The organism is Jatrophihabitans sp. YIM 134969, from assembly GCF_054456675.1.
In genome coordinates, this window is record NZ_JBTJEQ010000004.1 from 15804 (window position 1) to 34843 (window position 19040).

Consider the following 19040-nt stretch of genomic DNA (forward strand, 5'->3'; position numbering starts at 1 on the left):
ATGCCCCTGCACGACTTCCGGTGCGCGAGCGGTCACCGCTTCGAGCACCACATCCCGATCACCGGCGGCGAGGCGCCGCTCTGTGCGTGCGGCGCCGCCAGCACCAAGCTGGTGTCGGCGGGCGCCCTGCTCGGCCGGGCGGACGCCGGCCTGTCGCAGGACCGCATGCCGCAGACGTGGAAGGGCACCTACAACGGGAACTCCGAGTACATCGCAGGTCTGCGTCGCCAGTGGTCGGACCGGCAACGGCTGGAGGCCAAGTACCCGGAGATCGCGGGTGACCGCCGGCCGGTGCTCGCCCACGAGGGCCGGTACCACGACGCGCCGCTGCGGGCGGGCGACGTCGACCTCGGCAGCCACGGCCACGCGCACGGACACAGTCACGACCACGACCACGGCGCTGGCCACACGCACCCGCACCCGCACCCGCCGGCCGCGCCGGCGTCGACACCGGCACCGGTCGCACCGGCCACGCCCGCGGCACGTCCGACCGGCGGCGCGTGACGACGGGTCTCGACCTGCTCGCGGGCGTCCGCGTCGTCGACTTCACCCAGGCGCTGTCCGGCCCGTTCAGCACGATGATGCTGGCGGACCTCGGCGCCGACGTCGTCAAGGTCGAGGCGCCCGGTCGCGGCGACGACGCGCGGCACTGGGGTCCACCGTTCGTGGGTGACGACTCGGCGTACTTCATGTCGGTCAACCGCAACAAGCGCAGCGTGGCGCTCGACGTGAAGAACCCGGTGGACCTGCAGGCGGTGCTCGACCTCGTCGCGACCGCCGACGTCGTCGTCGAGAACTGGCGGCCGGGCACGGCCGCCCGGCTCGGCCTCGACGCCACCACCCTGCGGGCCGACAACCCCGGCCTGATCATCTGCTCGATCAGCGGGTACGGCCAGGACGGTGATTCCCGTGCCGGGTACGACCAGATCGTCCAGGGGACGTCGGGCGTCATGTCCCTGACCGGTCCGCTGGGCGTCCCGGTCAAGTGGGGTGTGCCCGCGGCCGATCTCGCGTCCGGCATGTTCGCCGCCACCGCCGTGGTGGCCGCCCTCTACGAACGCCGCGCCTCCGGACGTGGCCGCGACCTCGACATCGCCATGCAGGACAGCCTGGTCGCGATGCTCACCCAGCACGCGGCGCGGCACCTCGCCACCGGCGAGCTGCCGCCCAAGGACTTCAACGGCCACTCGGCCATCGCCCCGTACGGGACGTTCGGGACCGCCGACGGCCACGTCAACATCTGCGTCGGCAACGACGCCCAGTTCCAACGCATGTGCGCGGGGCTCGACCTCGACGAGCTCGCGGCCGACCCGCGGTTCGCCACCAACCCGTTGCGGTTGGCCTCGCAGGGGGAACTGCTGCGGCGTCTGGGAGAACGGCTCGACGCGTTGACGACCGACGACGTCATCGCGCGTCTGGAGACAGCCGGCGTCCCGGTCGGACCGATCGACGACCTGGCCCGGGTCCTGCACGACCCCGGCGTCCGCCGCCGCGACATGGTGGTGACCGTGCACCGGGACGGACACGGCGACACCGAGGTGGTCAACGGCCCCTGGAAGGTCGACGGCCGCTCCAGCGTCGTCCGCCGCGACCCACCACGCCTCGGCGAGCACACCGAGGAGGTCCTGGCCGATCTGCGCGCCACTGCTGCACACCGCAACGGTCCCACCACGAGAGGAACACCGTGACCGCCACCTCCGCCCCGGAACTGGAACGTTTCGAGCTGTTCATCGACGGTCGCTCCGTCCCGGCCCGGTCGGGCCGCACCTTCGAGTCGCAGAACCCGTACCTCCAGCAGCCCTGGGCGGTGCTCGCCGACGGCGGCCCGGACGACGTCGACCTCGCGGTGGGCGCCGCCCGCGCCGCGTTCGACGGTGAGTGGGGCCGGATGACGGGCTTCCAGCGGGCCGCGGTCATGCGCCGGATCGCCGACGGCATCGCAGCGAACGCGGACCGGCTGGCCCGGCTCGAGGTCAACGACTCGGGCAAGCTGCTGCGCGAGATGCAGGGCCAGCTCGGCATCCTCCCGCAGTGGTACCTGTACTTCTCGGGGCTCGCCGACAAGCTCGAGGGACGCACCGTGCCGCCCGCGAATCCGAACTACTTCGGCTACACCGTGCGTGAGCCCGTCGGCGTCGTCGGGGCCATCACGCCGTGGAACTCGCCGCTGCTCCTGCTGACGTGGAAGCTCGCGCCGCTGCTCGCCGCCGGCAACACCTGTGTCGTCAAGCCCTCCGAGCACGCGCCGGCCTCGACCGTCGCGTTCGCCGAGGTGTTGTACGAGGCCGGTCTGCCGGCGGGCGTGCTCAACGTCGTCACCGGCTGGGACCGCTCGACCGGCGAGCACCTGGCCGCCCACCCGGGTGTCGACAAGATCGCGTTCACCGGCTCCACCGCCACCGGCATCAAGGTCGCGCAGGCCGCTCTGGCGAACGTCAACCGCGTCACCCTCGAACTCGGCGGCAAGAGCCCGCAGATCGTGTTCCCCGACGCCGACCTCGACGCGGCCGCGAACGGGCTCATCGCCGGGGTGTTCGCCGCCACCGGCCAGACCTGCATGGCGGGCTCGCGGCTGATCGTCCACGAGGACGTCCACGACGCGTTGGTCGCCAAGATCGTCGAGCGCGCCGACACCATCAAGCTCGGCGACCCCACCGACCCCGACACCGAGATGGGCCCGGTGGCGAACCAGGCCCAGTACGAGAAGGTCCTGGGGTACCTGCGCGGGGCCGCCGCCGAGGGCGCGACCTTCGCGTGCGGCGGCGAACCGGACGCCGACCGCGGCGGCTTGTTCGTGAAGCCGACCGTGGTCACGCACGTCGACTCGGGCACCACCATCGTGCGCGAGGAGGTCTTCGGGCCGGTGCTCGCCGCGTACACCTTCGCCACCGAGGAGGAGGCGCTCGAGCTCGCCAACGACACCCCCTACGGGCTCGCGGGTGCGGTGTGGACCAAGGACGTGCACCGCGCGCACCGGGTCGCGGCCAAGGTCCGGGCCGGCACGGTGTGGATCAACGCCTACCGGGTCGTGGCGCCCAACATGCCCTTCGGCGGGTTCGGGTCGAGCGGCATCGGCCGGGAGAACGGCCTCGACGCCGTGCACGAGTACCTCGAGGAGAAGTCCGTGTTCGTCGAACTCACCGGCGGTACCCGGGACCCGTTCCAGCTCGGGTGACCGCGCCACCCGGCGGTCACAGCGACGCGACGAGGGCCTTCAGTGTGGCGAGCCCCTGGGCCGCCAGGTGGGGCGCCGAGCGGCGGTAGTAGACCGACCCGGTGAGCGCAGGCTGCAGGGCGAACCCGCGGCCCCGCCGGTACGCCGCCTCGTCGAGCCCGACGGTCGCGCGGTAGAACTCGGCGACCGACGCCGGCAGGTAGCCCCACATCGCGTTGAGCTCGACCGCCGGGTCGCCGCGGCCGGCGGCCCCCCAGTCGATCACCGCGGCCAAGCGGCCTTCACGCACGAGCAGGTTGCCCTCGTGCAGGTCCCCGTGGAACCACCGGGCTCCGCCGTCCCACGCCGGGGCCTCGAGCGCGTCGCGCCACACCGCCTGGAGCGCGGAGGGGTCCACCTCGCTCGTGTCGACCCGCGGGAGCCAGGTCCGGATGATCTCGTCGTTCGCGGCGAGCGGGGCACCGCGGCCCTCCTCGACGACCGGGGCGTCCAGGCCCGGCACCTGCCGCAACTCCCGTACGAACCGACCGACGCTCACCGCCCACACCTCGGGATCGAAGGTCTGCTCGGTGGGGTTGCGTCCCTCGATCCACGGCACGACCGTCCAGTGCCACGGGTAGCCCTCCCCGGGTCGGCCCAGCGCGACCGGTACCGGGACCGCCGTGGTCAGGTGCTCGCGGAGCCGGGGCAACCAGCGGTGTTCCCAGGCGGCCGAGGCTGCCGCCCACCCGATCCGGGGCATCCGGACGAGGAGGTCGTCACCGAGGCGGAACAACTGGTTGTCGGTGCCCGACGGCGGCAGCCGGCGCAACGGGAGCGCCCGCCAGGCGGGGAACTGATCGTCGACCAGGCGCCGCACGGTGGCGTCGCTGATCGCCACCTCGTCCTCGTGCATCGCGCCCGCATCCGACATCGGGGCCGACCGTAGCGCGTGGCCACCGTCGCCGGCCCGAGGTTTTCCTCCTGGGCACGAGCGTCTCGGGTCAGCCCGGCAACCGCTGCGACAGCTCGAACATGTTGCCCCACGGGTCGCGGAAGAACGCCAACCGCGCGCTGATGTCCTCGATCTCGAACGGCTCGTTCACGACGGTGACACCGCGCGCCAGCAGGTCGGCGAGCGTGTCGTCGACACTGTCGACCTCGAGGCAGACGTGGTTGAGACCGGTGACGCCGAGACTCGCGTCGACGTCGGCGAACTCGGGCTGCGCGACGGCACCGGGTCCGGCGAGGATCTCGAGGTGGAACCCGTCGTCGTCCGGCGGCATCACGTAGGCGAGGGTCAGGTCGCCGTAGGGCCAGGTCTGCAACACCCGCCAGTCCAGCTGATCCACCCAGAACGCCCGGGCGTCCTCGAAGTCGGGGTAGCGGACGCCGGTGTGGTGCGGCCGCATCGAGGCGAAGGGTGAGTCGGGGTTCCGGGGCGGGTTCGGTGGCAGTGGCATGTCCGGCGACGTTAGGGACGGCCGAGCCGCCCCGTCACCGTCCACCGCGACAACGGTCAGCACCCGGAGTTGTCGCCCGGGACCACGGAACCGCCGATAGCATCGACGATCGTGAGCACGGCTCGACCCCTCGACCGGCTGACCGATGCCCTGGTCGGATCCGCCACGGAGATCGCTGGGACCGTCCGCGCCCGCATAGGCGACCGGCTGCCGAGTTACGGCGTCGTGCCCGCGGGAGACGTCGAGGCCTCCGTCGTCGAGATCGTCGGCGACGTCGCCGTGGTCCTGCAGTCCGGCACCGTCCCTCCACCCCCGCACATCGACCAGGCCGAGAGGTCGTCGTCAGCGCGCGCCAAGCAGGGGGTGCCGATCCAGGACATCATGCAGGCCTTCCGCGTGACCATGGGCGCGGTGCGCGACACCGTCCTGCAGCTCGCGCCCTCCGTCGGCCTGGACGCGCCGGCGACCGTCGCCGCGGTGTCGGAGTTGTGGGCGTACAGCGACGCCTACACCGCCCACGTCGTCGCGGTCTACCGCGAGTCCGACATCGCCGGCGCACTCGAGAAGGCCCGTGCTGCACAGGGTTTCCTGCTGGGCGTCCGCGACGGTCGGTGGGCGGGCGACGCCACCGTCGCCGCCGCCGCCGCCGCCGAGGACATCGGACTGGACCCCGACCACAGCCACCGCGCCGTGACGGCGTGGGCCACCGACATCGTCGGGCTGCAGGCCGAACTGGAGCGACAGGTGACGCGCCACCGCCCCCACGGTGGGGTCGTCGCGACGATCGGCGCACAGTGCATCGGTGTCATCGCGTTCCGGCCGGAACCGATCGGAGGCGGAGCCGTCGTCGCGCTCGGTCCGGCGGTCCGACTCGACCAGCTGCCGCAGTCGTTCGAGTCGGCCCGCGCCGTGCTGACCGCAGCCCGGACCCTCGGCCGTACCGGGGTCATCGCCCTCGAGGACCTCGGGTGGCGGGCCGCGGCCGCCAGCGCTCCGGAGGTGACCGCGATGTTGCGCCGGCGCTACCTCGACCCCGTGCTCGCCGAGGGTGAGTTCGGCGCCCACATCCTCGCAGCGGTCGCGGCCTACCTCGCCGCCGACCGTCACGTCGGCCGGGCCGCCCGCGTCATCCCCGTGCACGTGAACACGCTGCGCTACCGCCTGCGTCGCTTCGAGGCGGTGACCGGCGCCTCGCTCGAGGCGACCGAGACCCTGGTCGGCCTGAGCTTCGTGCTCGGCGACGCGGTCAGGTCGGACGGTGCTGCCGGTACTCCGTGACGTGGCGGCGCAGCGCGTCGACCGCGTGGGCACGGGCCCCCGAGAGCGACGGCTCGACCACCACGGCCGCGGCGCGCACGGGGACCGGGCGGGCGAGACCGGCCACCCCTCCGGCCACCGCGTCGACGACCTCCGGCACGACCCCCCACGTCCCGCCGAGCACGACCACCGCCGGATCGGCCAGGCCGACCGCGGCCGCGACCACCCCCGTGACGGCCGTCGCCACCGCGGCGGTCACCGACCGCGACCGGGCCGACCGACCCGCGAACGCCTCGAGCAGAGCGGGGACGTCGATCGCCGTCGACGCCTCGCGGCGCAGGCCGAGCGCCGCGAAGACCTCGGTGAACGCCATGGCCCGTCCGCCCGGGCCGGTCGTGACCAGGTGGGCGATCTCCCCGGCGAGCCCACCGTGACCGCGCCGCACCTCGCCGTCGCTCACCACCGCGGCACCGAGGCCTTCGCCCAGGTGCAGGTAGGTGACGTCGTCGAGGCCGGGTCCGGCGGCCGCCCGCTCGGCCCGGGCCGCCCAGTTGACGTCGTTGTCCACGACCACCTCGCCGTCGACCACGGCATCCAGCACCGACGCCGGTGACAACTCGCCGACGAGGAACGGCGCGTCGGGCAGGTGCACCAACCGGCCGAACCCACGGTCGACCGGATCGGCGGCGCTGACGACCGCGAGCCGCACCGGCACCGCGGCGTCCCGCGCCACCCGGCGGGCCACCGCCCGAAGGGACGCTGCGACGTCGCGGGGGCGCGCCGGCCGGGCGACCTCCGACTCCGCCCGCGCGCGCACCTCGCCGTGCACGTCGAGCGCCTCGGCGACGACGCCGCCCGGTGCGATCCCCACGGCGAGGGCGACCCCGACCGACCGCGCCACCGCGTAGTAGGTCCCGACCCGTCCCGGGCCGGTGGTGCGCTCGCCGGTGTCGACGACGACCCCGGCCACCTCCAGCCGGCGCACGCTCTCGGCGACCGTGGGTTTCGAGATGCCGGCGAGCGTGGCGAGTTCCGCGCGGGTGGCCCGGCGGGCGTCGATCAACGCCTGCAGCACGTTCGCGTCGCTGAGCGAGCGGAGCAGTTCGAGCGACGGCTTGGGCGCGGTCACGTCCGGCAGTTTAGGCAGGACTCTTGTCTGACTGCGGGACGCCCGGTACGGTCAGCACCAGTAAGGACTCCTCTTCAACCCGGAGGCACCCGTGACCGCCACCGTCACCTCGACCGATCTGCCCGCTCTCCCGCACTGGGAGACCCCGCCTGCCGACCTCGCCGCGGCCACCCGCGAGGTCAAGGCGGCCCTCCGCGCGCGCATCGAGGCGTCCGGGCGCACCGTCGAGGAGGTCTTCGCGGTCGTCGAGGACCGCGTGCGGACCGAGGTCGAACAGATCGAGTCCGACCTCGCCGCCGGCCGGCCCGTCTGGCCGGAGATCGACTACGCCGACATCGCGTCCGGACGCGTCACGCCCGAACAGATCGAGCACGTCCGGCGGCGAGGATGCCTGGTCGTCCGTGGGCACTTCCCGCACGAGCAGGCGCTGCGCTGGGACCGCGAGATCCTCGACTACGTCGAGTCCAACCGGTTCTTCGAGAGCTACACCGGCCCGGCCGACGATTTCTTCGAGAGCGTCGGCAGCCGACCCAAGATCTACCCGGTCTACTGGTCACACCCGCAGATGCAGGCGCGGCAGAGCGAGCGCATGGCCACGGTGCAGTCGTTCCTCAACCACCGGTGGACGCACGAGTCCGAGGGCACGCAGTGGTTCGACCCCGACCGGGACTCCCTGTACCCGGACCGGATCCGCCGTCGCCCCGAGGGTGCGGACTCCGGCGGCCTCGGCACCCACCTCGACCCCGGCACGCTCGACCTCTGGATGACCGAGGCCTACCAGCGCACCTTCCGCCACCTGTTCGACGGCACGCCGGAGAGCTACGACCCCTGGGACGCGTCCCACCGCACCGCCGGGCCGCAGTACCCGGGAACCACGATGTGCTCGGCGTTCCGCACGTTCCAGGGCTGGACCGCGCTCTCCGACATGGCCCACGACCAGGGTGTGTTGCACACGGTGCCGATCCCGTCCGCGATGGGCTACCTCATGCTGCGGCCGCTGCTCGCCGACGTCCCCGACGACGACATGTGCGGCGTCACCACCAACCGGACGTTCCCCGCCAACGAACGCTGGCACCCGTTGCTGATGCGGGCCCTGGCCGGCATCCCGGACGTCCGCGCCGGCGACTCGGTGTGGTGGCACTGCGACATGGTCCACAGCGTCGCGCCGGTGCAGGACCAGCAGGGGTGGGGCAACGTCATGTACATCCCGGCCGCGCCCTGGTGCCCGCGCAACGAGGCGTACGCCGAACAGGTCCGGGCGGCCTTCCTCGCGGGCGAGAGCCCGAGCGACTTCCCGGCCGAGCACTACGAGCGCACCTGGGCCGACCGCTTCGGCGTGGCCGACCTCAACGAGATCGGTCGGCGAGGCCTCGGTCTCGTCTGAGCCCGGGTCTCAACCCCGCGGCGGGTCGAACTCGAAGGCCGACTCCAGGTGGGTGATCTGGAACAGCCGCAGGACGGCGTCGTTCGCCTTGGCGAGCACCAGTCGCGATCCCGCGGCAGCGAGATCCCGGCGGGCCTGTACCAGCACGCCGAGTCCGGCCGACCCGAGGAACGTCACCCCCGACAGTTCCACGACGACGAGCGCGGGCGCGCGTTCGGCGAGCCGGTCGAGCGCTGCGCCGAGCGCCGGGGCGGTCGCCATGTCGAGTTCGCCCGCGACCCGCACCGTCACGGCGTCGCCGAGGTCCTCGAACTCGATCCCCGTCTCCGCGCTCACGCCGGGGTCACCGCGGCCGACGTCCCCTCCGGCTCCGGCTCGGGGTAGAGCTCGAACCAGACCGTCTTGTTCGGGCCGAGGTCCTCGGTCACACCGGGGCGCACCCCCCACTCGCGGGACAACGCCGCGACGATGCGCAAGCCGCGTCCGTGCGGGCTCGCGTCGTCCACCGGTGGGAGGTCCGCGGGATCGAGCGGGTCGCCGTGGTCGGTCACCTCGACCCCCAACCCGCCACGGGTGGTGTCGAGACGCAGCGTGATCCGGGGACGTCCGTGCAACACCGCGTTCGAGACGACCTCCGACACACACAGCACGGCGTCCGCGACCAGGCTCGGCGCGAGGTCCGCTCCGTGGTCGGCGACCACCTTCCGGGCGACGGAGGGCGCGTCGAGGTCCGACGGCAGCTCGAGCGCGATCCGTTCGGCCGTCATGTCCACTCCGAGAGGGTTTGTCCCACGTGCTGCAGGGTTCCCGCGGATCATCGCACGGCGCGGTTCCCCGGCCCGAGTGGAAGCGCTATCGTCTCGCCGACGTCGGCACCGGTCCGCGTGAGGGAGAGGAACGCCCGCGGTGACACACCCCGAACCGAGCTCCCCGCCTGCCCCCGCTCGGAGCGAGATCGTGCGGGACGACGGTTCGACCCTCGCGCCGGGTCAGATCGAGGTCACCACGCGCGTCGACGGCGCCACGACCACGATCCACGTCCGGGGCACCCTGCTGCAGGAGACCGCCGCGCGGTTCACCGACGTCGCCACGCCGGTCGGCGAGGACGCCACCGTCACGCACGTGGTCGTCGACCTCTCCGGCACCGCCTTCATGGACTCCACCGGGCTCGGCACGCTGGTGACGCTGCGCAACACGATGCTCGGGCGCGGCGGGCGTCTCGCCGTGATCCGCCCGGACGACCGGGTGTTCCGGCTGTTCGAGCTCACCCGACTCGACACGGTGTTCGAGTTCGTCGACGCCGAGTGAGGGATCGACCGGGCGGACGGGTCAGGCCGGTGCGAGCCGGTAGACCGTCCCGGACTGGTCGTCGGTGACGTACAGCGCGCCGTCACGGCCGGGCACGGCGTCGACCGTGCGCCCGAAGCGCGAGCCGTCCGCGGCCTGGAAGCCGGTGACCATCGTCCGGGAGCCCGCGAGCACCTTGCCGTCCCAGGTGAGGAACTGCACCGACGGCGGCTGCGGCGGCTGACGGTTCCACGACCCGTGCACGGCGACCACCGCACCCGTGCGCCACGCCGACGGCAACGACGACCCGGTGACGAAGTGGAAGCCGAGCGGCGCCGAGTGCGCGGGCAGCCCGAGCTGGATCGGCGGGAGCGTCGCACAGTTCAGCTTCGTGCCGCCCGGGTTGAGTTGGACGTCGGCCACGTACGGCGGTTTGGTGAAGTCGAACGCGGTGCCGGCCACGCCCGGGGTGACGTCCGGGTCGGGGTTGCAGTACGGCCACCCGAGGTCACGGCCCGACGTCAGCCTGGCGATCTCCTCGACCGGGTGGTCGTTGACGTAGCCCTGCAGCACCTTGCCGTAGTCGTCGGTGCCGTCGCCGTCGTAGTCCCGGTGCCAGGGATAGCCGATCTGGTCGCGGTTGTTGACCGCCGTCCAGATCGCCCCCTTCGGGTCGAGCGCGAGACCCGTGCCGTTGCGCACGCCGTGCGCCCAGACCGTCGAGGCCCCGCTCGCGGGGTCGACCCGGTAGATGGCCGCCCGCTCCGGTGTGGCGGTGCGGTCCTCGACGGTGGTGTTGCCCGCGCTACCGACGGTGACGTAGAGCGCGTGGTCGGCTCCGACGACCAGCCCCTTGGCGTCGTGGCCGCCCCCGGGCAGACCGGAGATGACGGTGCGCCGACCGGAGAGGACCCCGGCGCTGTAGGTGAACGCCTCCACCCGGTCGGACTCCCCGACGTACAACGTGGTGCCGTCGAAGGCGAGCCCCTGGGGATCGTTCAGACCGCTGAGCAGCACGGTCTGCACGGGGACGGCGGCCGCCTTGGTGCCCTGCTGCAACCGCACCACCCGGCCACTGCCCGACACCAGCAGCGAGCGGTCCGGCGCCCACGCGGCCATCCGCGCGCCACCCACCCGCGACCAGACCTTCGCGGTCCACCCGGCGGGCACGGTGAGGCGCCGTTCGACGTCGAACGGCGCGGTGCGGAACTGGGCGGGCACCGTGACCGTGACCGTGTGCAACGACGAGGCCGCCGCGGCGGAGGTGGTCGGGACGGCAGCAGCGCCGGTCAGAGCCAGCGTTCCGACGGCGAGGGCGACGACGGAACGGGCCGGACGACGTGTTCGGGGGTACACACCGGACATCGTGCGCCCTCCGGCGTCCGCACACCAGGAGCTCGGCAGAGTCTTCCGTGTGCTGGGATGACGAGGTGCTCGTGCCCTTCTCCACCGCCACCGCGCTCACACCGACCGGCGAGGACCGTTGGACCGGCGAGGTCTCCGCCGAGTGGACGATCGCGGGGAAACCGAACGGCGGCTACCTGCTGGCCATGCTCGCCCGCGCCGTTACCACCTCCGACACCCACCCGCACGTGCTGGCCGCGAGCGCGCACTACCTGCGTTCCCCCGACCCCGGACCGGTCGTCGTCGAGGTCGAGACGCTGCGGGCCGGCCGCTCGGCGAGTCAACTGCGGGCGCGGCTGCGGCAGGGCGACGCGACCGCGGTCGAGGCGTTGTTCACGACCGGCCGGCTCGACCCGGACACCAGCCCGACCTGGGACGCCGGCGCGCCCGGCGTCGACCTGCCCGCCCCGGACGACCTGCTCCGTGTCCCGCCGGTGACCCCGCTGGGCACCGAGGCCCGTGCGATGGCTCAGGTCGACATGCGCCTGGACCCGTCCTGCGGTGGCTTCACGATCCCGCCGACCGGTCGTGGCGAGCTGCGCGCCACCCTCGCGCTGCAGGGCGACGAGGACTTCGACCCGCTCTCACTGCTGTACGCGGTCGACGCCCTGCCGCCGGCGACGTTCGACATCGGACCGTCCGGGTGGGTCCCGACGCTCGAGCTCACCGCCTACGTCCGGGCGTTGCCCGCCCCCGGTCCGGTGACGGTGCGCCAGACCGCCCACCTCGTCGAGGCCGGCCGGGTCGACGAACGCTGCTGGGTGTGGGACAGCCGGGGACGCCTGGTCGCCCAAGCCACCCAGCTCGCCGGGATCCGTTTCGTCTGACGCTCCGTCGTTCCGCTGGTTTGTTGCTCAATGCAACGGATTCAGGGCGCGGGGCGGCGCGGCACCCCGTCGACGACGCGTCCGGCCCGCGGGCCGGTCAGGGCCGCGAGCCGCGCGGCGTCCCGCGGTGACGGTCGCCGCTCGAGCCGCTCGCGCAGCAGGGTCTGCGCCAGCTCCCGCCGCCGCGCCGTCATCGCTGCATACAGCAACGTTCCCTCCACGACGTCCTGCTGTGCGGCGCTGCCGCCGAGGCGGGCCACGCCGTGCAGTTCGAGCAGTCGGTCGGTGGCCGTGCCGGCGTCACCACGCACGAGCGCGAGCAGGGCGTCGGCCAGGGGCGCCACGGTCTCCCGGAACACCGGCTCGCCGCGCCCCGCGGCGTGCTCACGCAGCCGGGCCAGCCCGGCGGCGTCCTCGCCCGCGGTCAGCGCGACCGCCACGTGCAGGGCGACGAACGGGGTCGGGGGCTCGCGCAACAGCGCCGGCTCCACGGTGTCGAGGACGGCGCCGACCTCGGGCCAGTCCCATGCGCCGTCGACGTACCCGCGCCACAGCAGCGACACCGAGTCGACCAACGCCCGCACCCCGGTGACCCTGGGCGGCGCGAGCTGGGCCGCGTACCGGCCGGCGGCGGCGTCGTCCTGACCGGTCGCGAGTTCGTGCAACGCCGCGTGCCACGAGTAGTGGGCACCGTGCGCCGTGGCCCGGCCCGACGCCGTGATCCAACGGTTCAGCCACGCGAGACCCTGGACGTGGTCGCCGGTCTCGTAGTGGACGTGGGTCTTGGCGTGGGCGGCGTGCCCCGCGTGCGGCTCGGCCGCGAGCGAGGCCTCGGCGAGGGCCATCGCCTCGTCCCACTGCTGCTGCTCCTGACGCATGAACGCCAACAGGCCGCGGTACCACCAGTCGTCGCCGTAGGCGGGCGCGAGTCCCTCGACCAGCGCCCACGCCTCCTGCGGCAGTTCGGTCGCGCCGCCGAAGGCGATGGTCGGCACGGCCACGCTGACGGCCAGGGCGTCCTCGGGATAGGCCTGGATGTGCGCGATGAGCGCGGCCGCCGACCGCGCACCCGGGCGGCGGATGCGGTCCCGGGCGACCTGCACGAACCGCCGTTCCCGCTCGTCGGCCTGGTCGACCGCGGCGGCCGCCGCGGCGAGTGCGGCCTCGACGTCGACGCCGTCCGCACCGCCCTCGTGACCGAGCAGGGCGAGTGCCGCGTGCCCCAGTGCGAAGCCCGGGTCGGCGGCGACGGCCGCCGCGACCAGGTCCTCGGCCCCGTCCTGCACCCGCAGCACGCGGCCGAGCCCACGGCCGTAGAGCTCGGCCGCCTCGGGGGTGGTGGAGAGCGGCAGGCCGTAGGTGTCGCGGGGGCGGCGCACGACGCGGTGGCCGGGCAGGTCGGCGAGGACCGCCGCGGCGAGCGCCGCGGCCTGCTGCCGGATCTCGGGGACGGCCGTGGACTCCCACAACTGCCCCCGCCGCATCGGGCCGAGCGTCCAGACCGCCCGGTCCCCGCCGTCGCCGCCGAGGACCCGACCGTCGTCGTCGGTGGCGAGGCCCATGTCGTGCTCACCCGGGCGCGCGGTGCCGGAGGTCAACAGGTCGAGGACGAGCGCGTCGTGGTCCGCGCGCAGGTCAGCGCGAGGGCCGGTACAGGCGACCACCGCGCCGACGTCGAGGTGCTCCCCGCACGACAGCCCCACGCGCAGGCCACCCGTGGTCTCCTCGGCGGCCACGATCTCGCCGGCGTGGAGCACCAGGCGGCCGGCGTCGACCCGCTCCTGCAGCCACTCCCCGATCGCGGGTTCGACGCGGTGCCGCACCTGGTCCCACCGCCGCGCACCGACGGCGAGGAAGCGGCGACGTTCCGCGTCCGGCATCGCCTGCCACAGCCGCGTCGTGACCAGGCGCAGCCCGTCGACCGCGGCCCGCCAGTCCTCACCCCGGGCGACGTGCTCCCGGATGTGGCCGACGACCAGGCGACGGACCTGCGGCCAGGTCAGCGGGCCGTCGGGGACGACCGGTGGCGCCACGGCCGGAGAGGGGTCCGGGCGGTGGGCGAGCGGACCCAGCCCGTGACGCGACACGACGTGCACGACCCGTTCGGTGTCACCGAGCGCGACGACGACGTCGGCCATCGTCAGGCTCGACCCGACCAGCAGCACGGGTGCGTCGTCGGGCATCGCCCACAACGCGCCCGGTGCCCACGGGTCCGGGACGAAGCGCGGGGAGCGGCGCAACGAGTCCGGTGCCCAGCCGACGTCGGGTGCGCCGTTGCCGAGGGCGAGCACGGCGGCATCGGCCGGACGGCTGCGGGCGGCGTCGAGGCCGAGCCGCCACCGCCGCCCGATCGTGGTCAGCGAGATGGCCCGCTCGGGAACCCGCTCGAGCCCGACCCCGGAGGTCGCCTCGACGGTCCGGTCGAGGGTGTCGGCGAGGTAGCGGCCGTAGTCGGCGCGGGCGGCGAAGGTCGCGCCGGTGGCCGCGGGGTCGGCGTGGGTGACCAGCCACCGCCGGAAGTGGTCGGGGTCGTCGGGCCACGCGCTCATGCGTGCCGCCGGCACGTTCAGCCGGTGGCGGCGGTCCGAGGTCCCGTAGGCGACGCCCCGGCCGGTCGGCCGGTCGTCGACCAGCAGCAGGTCGAGCGGACGGCCCGCGCGCCCGGCCGTCGCGGCGAGGTGGATCGCCGCGAGGGTCCCGGCCGCGCCGGTGCCGACCACCGCCACCACGGGGGCGCCGGAACGGGGTGGAGAGGGCTGCGGGATCGCCATGGCGCGGATCGTCTCACAATTCCTACCTCATCGGTGTGGTAGAACGGAACGTATGGTTCTCGCCCTCAGCGTGCTCGTGGTCGCCCTCGTCGCCACGTCGCTGCCGGCGTGCAGCCTCGCGCTGGTGCGCCGCCGCGGCCGCGTCGCCCGCTGACCCCGCTGCAGGTCCTGACGCCGCGCCGAGCTCTCGCGTGGTTCGCCTTCCGCGCCGACTGCACCCGGTTCACGTTCGCCGCGCCGGCGTAGCCGCGTCTGGGCGGACCGTACCGTCGGCCAGGTGACGCCTCGCCTGCGGTTCGGGACCCGCACGATCGGCGCGGCCTACCTCGTCGTGGGTGCGGGTTCCGGTGCCGGGGCGCTGCTGGGCGGCGGAACGGTCGCGGTGGTGTGGGCGGCGACGTGCGGGGCGATGGGCGCTGCCTGGCTCGCGCCGACCGACGCGGTGGTGCGGACGGACCACCTGCGTCTGCCACGGGTGGGCTTCCGGCACCGGGACGTCCCGTTCGCGGAGCTCGAGCGCATCACCACGCCCCACCCCTGGTCGACCGATCCGCTGGCGTACGCCCACCTGCGCGACGGCTCACGGCTGCCGCTGCGGGGGCTCGGACGCGACGACCTCGCCCGGGTCGCCGCCACCGCCGGCGTGCCGCTCGAGGTCGGCGTCGGACCACGGAGCTCCGCGACACGGTGACCGGGCCCGGTCTGGTGACGGCGGTGGTGTGCGCCGCGTTCGACGCCGCCACCGACGCCGCGGTGCTCGCGGTGCGCGACGCCGTGGCCCGGACGGGGGTCCGGCTGCCGGCACGGCCGCGACACCGGCCGCACCTCACTCTGGCCGCCGTGCGGGTGCACCCCGAGCAGCTGGACGGAGTGGTCGACCTGGCGCGAGACCTGGCGGCGCGGAGCGACCCGGTGCGGTTCCGCCTGAGCCGGGTGGGCACCTTCGGCCGGGCCGGTGCCCTGTGGCTCGGCCCGGACGACCCGACCGACCTGTGCACCCTGCAACGGTCCGTGTACGCGGCCGTCGTCGCGGGTCCGTGGCCGGCGGCGTTCGTCGGGCGCAGCGAACCCGACACCTGGGTGCCGCACTGCTCGCTGGCGACCCGGCTGGACCGCGTCACCCTCGAGCGGGTGCGCCGCGAGATCACGGCGAGCTTCGCACCGCTCGACGCGACCGTCGACGCGCTCGCGGTGATCGTCGTCGCGCCAGCGGCGACGCCGGCCACGTCCCGCTTCAGTCGAAGTAGAGGTGGTGGTGCAGCCGGCACCCGGGGTTGAACGGAGCGGCGCAGCGCGGGCAGGCGTCGCCGCCGGCGAGGTACTCCTCGATCGTGAGGCGAGAGCGGCACACACCGCACAGCACCGCCGCGTGGCCGCGTTCGGCGACGGCCCACGTCGTCGCCGGGTGGTCGGCCGTCTCCTCGTGGCAGGCGTGACAGGGGAAGAACCGCCGGCAACAGGCGAACTCGATCGCGACGACGTCGCGGTCGGAGTGCCAGTGCACGCACCGGGTCTGGGCGTCGACCGCCCGTCCGAACACGGGCACCGTGGCGGCCGACGTCATGCCGGGTCCCGGCGGGTGATCGTGGCGTGCACGACGCCGCTGGTGTCCGACGGCGTCAGGGCGCTCACGCGGTAGCCGTCGGGGAGGCCGGCGAGATCGGTGAACAAGCGCGCGCCGCTGCCGACGAGGATCGGCGAGATCACGAGGTGCAGGTCGTCGACCAGGCCGGCGCGCAGGAACTGGTCGACGGTCGAGGCCCCGCCGCCGAGGCGCACGTCGCCGCCGTCCGCCGCCTCGACCGCCTGCGCGAGCACGTCTTCCGGTGAACCGGTGACGAAGTGGAAGACCGTCCCGCCGTCCATCACCAGATCCGGCCGTGGCTGGTGGGTCATGACGAACACGTCGTGACCGTAGGGCGGGGTCTCGCCCCACCACCCCCGCCAGGACGGGTCGGGCCACGGCCCTGCGGCCGGCGCGAACATGTGCCGGCCCATGATGGTCGCGCCGATGCCGTCGTCGCCGGCGACCGCGAACTCGTTGTCGACGCCCGTGGTGCCGCCGCTGCCGCCGAACATCGCCCGGCCGAAGGCGGTCGCGAACATCCACGCGTGCAGGCCCTCGACGTGGTCACCCATCGGCGCGTCGAGCCGCTGCCCGGAACCGGCACCGAAGCCGTCGAGGCTGATCGTGAAGTTGTGGACCCGCAACCTGGCCATGGGCGTCATCCTCTCAGTCGAGCAGCAGAGCCGCGCGGCCCGCCGGGGTCATCAGTCCCGCCTCGATCAACTGCCGGGCGTGGGCGAGGTTCCGGGCCGACGTGGTCCCCGCTCGGCGCCGCGGTGTGAACCGTTGCAGGTAGCACTCGTCGTCCCCGGGCAGCCGGGTGCTCTCGCTCCAGCCGAAGCACAACCCCTCGTCGAGCAGGTCCTCGAAGCGCAGACCGGGTCGACCACCCTGGGGGACCACGACCAGCACGCCGGCGGAATCGGCGTGGTGCTCGGTCAACCAGGACCGCAACGCGGCGCGGTCGGGGAACGACACCACGGGCAGCTCCCGGTCCACGGTGCACCTCTCGTCAGGGACGACTTCGTCCCGGATCATCGCCCCCACCCCCGACAACGGCGCGCACCTGCGCGCGTAGCCAGCGGTGGGCCGGGTCGTCGTCGAGCCGCGGGTGCCACGACATCCGGTAGGTCATGGCGGCGATCTCGGGCGGGGCGGCGAGGAAGCGCAGGTCCGGGTCACCGGCGAAGGTGTCGGCGAGCCGTTTCGGCAACGTCGCCACCAGCGCCGTTCCGGGCAGCACCGCCGGCGCCGCGGCGTGGTAGGGCAGGCGCAGGCTCACCGCCCGCCGACGCCCGAGGGTCGACAGGTGACGGTCGATGACGGTCTGCTCGCCCTCGCCGACGTCGATGACGACGTGGGACGCGGCGAGGTAGGTGTCGAGGTCGAGGCGCCGACGCCGGGCGAGCGGGCTCGCGTCCGACACCAGGCACACGAAACGCTCGTCGAACAGCTTTTGCGACCGGAGTCCGGCGGGGGCTGCGAGACCGTAGAAGGCGAGGTCGACGGTGCCACGCTCGAGGTCCTCGAAGACCCGGTCGTGCCACGGCGTGAAGGTGATCTGCGAGTGCGGCGAGGCCAGCAGCACGGCGCGGAACAGCGAGGGCGCGAACAGCCACACCGCGTAGTCGGTGCCGGAGAGCCGGTGACTCTCGGTCGCCGCCGCGGGGTCGAACCGGCCGCCCGCGAACAACTGGCGGACCTGCGGGAGCAGCGCCCGTAGGTCGCGCTGGATGCGTTCGGCCCGTGGCGTCGGCTCGTACCCCGCCGGACCCCGCACGAGCAGTTCGTCGTCGAAGACCCGACGGAGGCGGGCGAGCGTCCGGCTCATCGCCGGCTGGCTCAGGTGGACGCGTTCGGCCGCCCGGGTGACATGACGTTCCTCCAGCAGCGCGGCCAACGGCAGCAACAGGTTGAGGTCGATGTCCCCCACATCCGTCACACGCATACCGTACATGCTCATCATTCATTGGAATCATGGTCGCTCAGCGCCGACACTGGAGTCATGAGCACGGGAAACTCCACGGACAGCACCCCACGACGCGTCGCCGTCGTCACCGGCGGGTCGCGCGGCATCGGCGCCGCCGCCGCCACCGCGTTGGGAGCGGCGGGCTACGCCGTCGTCGTCGGCTACGCGGGCAACGCCGGGGCCGCCGCCCGGACGGTCGACGCGATCACCGGAGCCGGCGGCGAGGCTGTCGCGGTCGCGGCGGACGTCGCCGACGAGCACGCCGTCGCCGCCCTCTTCGACGCCGCCGAGCGACAGTTCGGCGGCGTCGACGTCACCGTCAACGCCGCCGGGATCATGAAGCTCGCGCCCATCGCGGACTTCGACCTCGACGCCTTCGACCAGGTCCAGCGCACCAACGTGCGCGGAACGTTCCTGGTGTTGCAGCAGGCGGCACGTCGCACCCGCCCCGGCGGCACCGTGATCACCTTCTCGACGTCGGTGGTGGGGACCAACACCCCCACCTACGGCCCGTACGTCGCGTCCAAGGCGGCGACCGAGGGCTTCACCCTGATCCTCGCCCGCGAACTGCGCGGCCGCGACGTCACCGTCAACACCGTGGCGCCCGGCCCCACCGCCACCGACCTGTTCCTCGACGGCAAGACCGAGGAGGAGGTGAGCCGACTGGCCCACGCCGTGCCGCTGGACCGCCTCGGTCAGCCCGCGGACATCGCCGGTGCGGTCGTGTTCCTCGCGAGCCCGGCGGGGCACTGGGTCAACGGCCAGACCCTCCGCGTCAACGGCGGCCTGGTCTGACCCACCCCGCGGTCGTCATGCGACCGCAACCGT

General features: G+C 73.7%; 21 protein-coding genes. 10 read left to right on the forward strand and 11 right to left on the reverse strand.

Annotated features, from left to right (window positions below; translation table 11 throughout):
• From ACXR2U_RS03520 to ACXR2U_RS03530, 3 genes are read left to right on the forward strand one after another with little or no spacing between them, the layout of a single operon-like run.
• A complete protein-coding gene (locus tag ACXR2U_RS03520; protein ID WP_458823541.1) occupies positions 1-504 on the forward strand; it encodes an FmdB family zinc ribbon protein in 504 nt (167 codons plus the stop codon).
• Positions 501-1688, forward strand: coding sequence for a CaiB/BaiF CoA transferase family protein (locus ACXR2U_RS03525; protein ID WP_458823542.1), 1188 nt, complete (start codon positions 501-503; stop codon positions 1686-1688). The genes ACXR2U_RS03520 and ACXR2U_RS03525 overlap by 4 nt, the downstream gene beginning before the upstream one ends.
• The gene (locus ACXR2U_RS03530; protein WP_458823543.1) at positions 1685-3175 is read left to right on the forward strand and encodes an aldehyde dehydrogenase; all 1491 of its coding nucleotides are present in this window, start codon (positions 1685-1687) and stop codon (positions 3173-3175) included. The genes ACXR2U_RS03525 and ACXR2U_RS03530 overlap by 4 nt, the downstream gene beginning before the upstream one ends.
• A gap of 16 nt (positions 3176-3191) precedes the next feature.
• Here ACXR2U_RS03530 and ACXR2U_RS03535 read toward each other — a convergent pair whose 3' ends face one another.
• Positions 3192-4088, reverse strand: coding sequence for an aminoglycoside phosphotransferase family protein (locus ACXR2U_RS03535; RefSeq protein ID WP_458823544.1), 897 nt, complete (start codon positions 4086-4088; stop codon positions 3192-3194).
• A 70-nt stretch (positions 4089-4158) separates the two neighbouring features.
• Positions 4159-4617, reverse strand: a complete 459-nt coding sequence (locus tag ACXR2U_RS03540; protein WP_458823545.1) for a VOC family protein — start codon at positions 4615-4617, stop codon at positions 4159-4161.
• Positions 4618-4728: 111 nt separating this feature from the next.
• Here ACXR2U_RS03540 and ACXR2U_RS03545 point away from each other — a divergent pair, with 111 nt between their 5' ends.
• Entirely contained in the window at positions 4729-5895 is a 1167-nt protein-coding gene (locus ACXR2U_RS03545; RefSeq protein WP_458823546.1) for a helix-turn-helix domain-containing protein, read from the forward strand.
• Here the strand turns inward: ACXR2U_RS03545 and ACXR2U_RS03550 are convergent.
• Positions 5864-7003 carry an ROK family transcriptional regulator gene (locus ACXR2U_RS03550; RefSeq protein WP_458823547.1) on the reverse strand — a complete coding sequence of 380 codons (1140 nt, stop codon included), beginning with the start codon at positions 7001-7003 and terminating at the stop codon, positions 5864-5866. The genes ACXR2U_RS03545 and ACXR2U_RS03550 overlap by 32 nt on opposite strands.
• Before the next feature lie 91 nt (positions 7004-7094).
• On the opposite strand from ACXR2U_RS03550, the gene ACXR2U_RS03555 reads away from it, so the two are divergent.
• Positions 7095-8387: a DUF1479 domain-containing protein gene (locus ACXR2U_RS03555; protein WP_458823548.1), complete on the forward strand. Its 1293-nt coding sequence runs from the start codon at positions 7095-7097 to the stop codon at positions 8385-8387.
• A 9-nt stretch (positions 8388-8396) separates the two neighbouring features.
• Here ACXR2U_RS03555 and ACXR2U_RS03560 read toward each other — a convergent pair whose 3' ends face one another.
• Positions 8397-8723 carry an STAS domain-containing protein gene (locus ACXR2U_RS03560; RefSeq protein WP_458823549.1) on the reverse strand — a complete coding sequence of 109 codons (327 nt, stop codon included), beginning with the start codon at positions 8721-8723 and terminating at the stop codon, positions 8397-8399.
• Positions 8720-9154, reverse strand: coding sequence for an ATP-binding protein (locus tag ACXR2U_RS03565; protein WP_458823550.1), 435 nt, complete (start codon positions 9152-9154; stop codon positions 8720-8722). Before ACXR2U_RS03565 ends, ACXR2U_RS03560 begins: the two co-directional genes overlap by 4 nt.
• 139 nt (positions 9155-9293) lie before the next feature.
• Here ACXR2U_RS03565 and ACXR2U_RS03570 point away from each other — a divergent pair, with 139 nt between their 5' ends.
• A complete protein-coding gene (locus ACXR2U_RS03570; protein ID WP_458823551.1) occupies positions 9294-9695 on the forward strand; it encodes an STAS domain-containing protein in 402 nt (133 codons plus the stop codon).
• 21 nt (positions 9696-9716) lie between these two features.
• Here ACXR2U_RS03570 and ACXR2U_RS03575 read toward each other — a convergent pair whose 3' ends face one another.
• Positions 9717-11030, reverse strand: a complete 1314-nt coding sequence (locus ACXR2U_RS03575; RefSeq protein WP_458823552.1) for a PQQ-dependent sugar dehydrogenase — start codon at positions 11028-11030, stop codon at positions 9717-9719.
• An 80-nt stretch (positions 11031-11110) separates the two neighbouring features.
• Between ACXR2U_RS03575 and ACXR2U_RS03580 the strand changes: the two genes are divergently transcribed.
• Complete coding sequence (locus ACXR2U_RS03580; protein ID WP_458823553.1) at positions 11111-11905, forward strand: acyl-CoA thioesterase; 795 nt, start codon at positions 11111-11113, stop codon at positions 11903-11905.
• A 41-nt stretch (positions 11906-11946) separates the two neighbouring features.
• On the opposite strand, the gene ACXR2U_RS03585 is transcribed toward ACXR2U_RS03580, so the two are convergent.
• Positions 11947-14676 (reverse strand): FAD/NAD(P)-binding protein, encoded by a 2730-nt coding sequence (locus ACXR2U_RS03585; protein ID WP_458823554.1) that lies wholly within the window; start codon positions 14674-14676, stop codon positions 11947-11949.
• A gap of 277 nt (positions 14677-14953) precedes the next feature.
• On the opposite strand from ACXR2U_RS03585, the gene ACXR2U_RS03590 reads away from it, so the two are divergent.
• Together ACXR2U_RS03590 and ACXR2U_RS03595 are read left to right on the forward strand one after the other, a co-directional pair.
• On the forward strand, positions 14954-15367 hold the full coding sequence (locus ACXR2U_RS03590; RefSeq protein WP_458823555.1) for a hypothetical protein: 414 nt from the start codon (positions 14954-14956) through the stop codon (positions 15365-15367).
• On the forward strand, positions 15364-15954 hold the full coding sequence (locus tag ACXR2U_RS03595; RefSeq protein WP_458823556.1) for a 2'-5' RNA ligase family protein: 591 nt from the start codon (positions 15364-15366) through the stop codon (positions 15952-15954). The genes ACXR2U_RS03590 and ACXR2U_RS03595 overlap by 4 nt, the downstream gene beginning before the upstream one ends.
• Here the strand turns inward: ACXR2U_RS03595 and ACXR2U_RS03600 are convergent.
• From ACXR2U_RS03600 to ACXR2U_RS03615, 4 genes are read right to left on the reverse strand one after another with little or no spacing between them, the layout of a single operon-like run.
• Complete coding sequence (locus ACXR2U_RS03600) at positions 15911-16240, reverse strand: CHY zinc finger protein (protein ID WP_458823557.1); 330 nt, start codon at positions 16238-16240, stop codon at positions 15911-15913. The two genes, ACXR2U_RS03595 and ACXR2U_RS03600, sit on opposite strands and share 44 nt — an antisense overlap.
• A complete protein-coding gene (locus ACXR2U_RS03605) occupies positions 16237-16896 on the reverse strand; it encodes a dihydrofolate reductase family protein (RefSeq protein ID WP_458823558.1) in 660 nt (219 codons plus the stop codon). Before ACXR2U_RS03605 ends, ACXR2U_RS03600 begins: the two co-directional genes overlap by 4 nt.
• A gap of 13 nt (positions 16897-16909) precedes the next feature.
• A complete protein-coding gene (locus ACXR2U_RS03610) occupies positions 16910-17242 on the reverse strand; it encodes a YdeI/OmpD-associated family protein (protein ID WP_458823559.1) in 333 nt (110 codons plus the stop codon).
• 13 nt (positions 17243-17255) lie between these two features.
• On the reverse strand, positions 17256-18185 hold the full coding sequence (locus ACXR2U_RS03615) for a LysR family transcriptional regulator (RefSeq protein ID WP_458823560.1): 930 nt from the start codon (positions 18183-18185) through the stop codon (positions 17256-17258).
• A gap of 63 nt (positions 18186-18248) precedes the next feature.
• Here ACXR2U_RS03615 and ACXR2U_RS03620 point away from each other — a divergent pair, with 63 nt between their 5' ends.
• Positions 18249-19007 (forward strand): SDR family oxidoreductase, encoded by a 759-nt coding sequence (locus ACXR2U_RS03620; RefSeq protein ID WP_458823561.1) that lies wholly within the window; start codon positions 18249-18251, stop codon positions 19005-19007.
• The last annotated feature ends 33 nt before the right edge of the window (positions 19008-19040 follow it).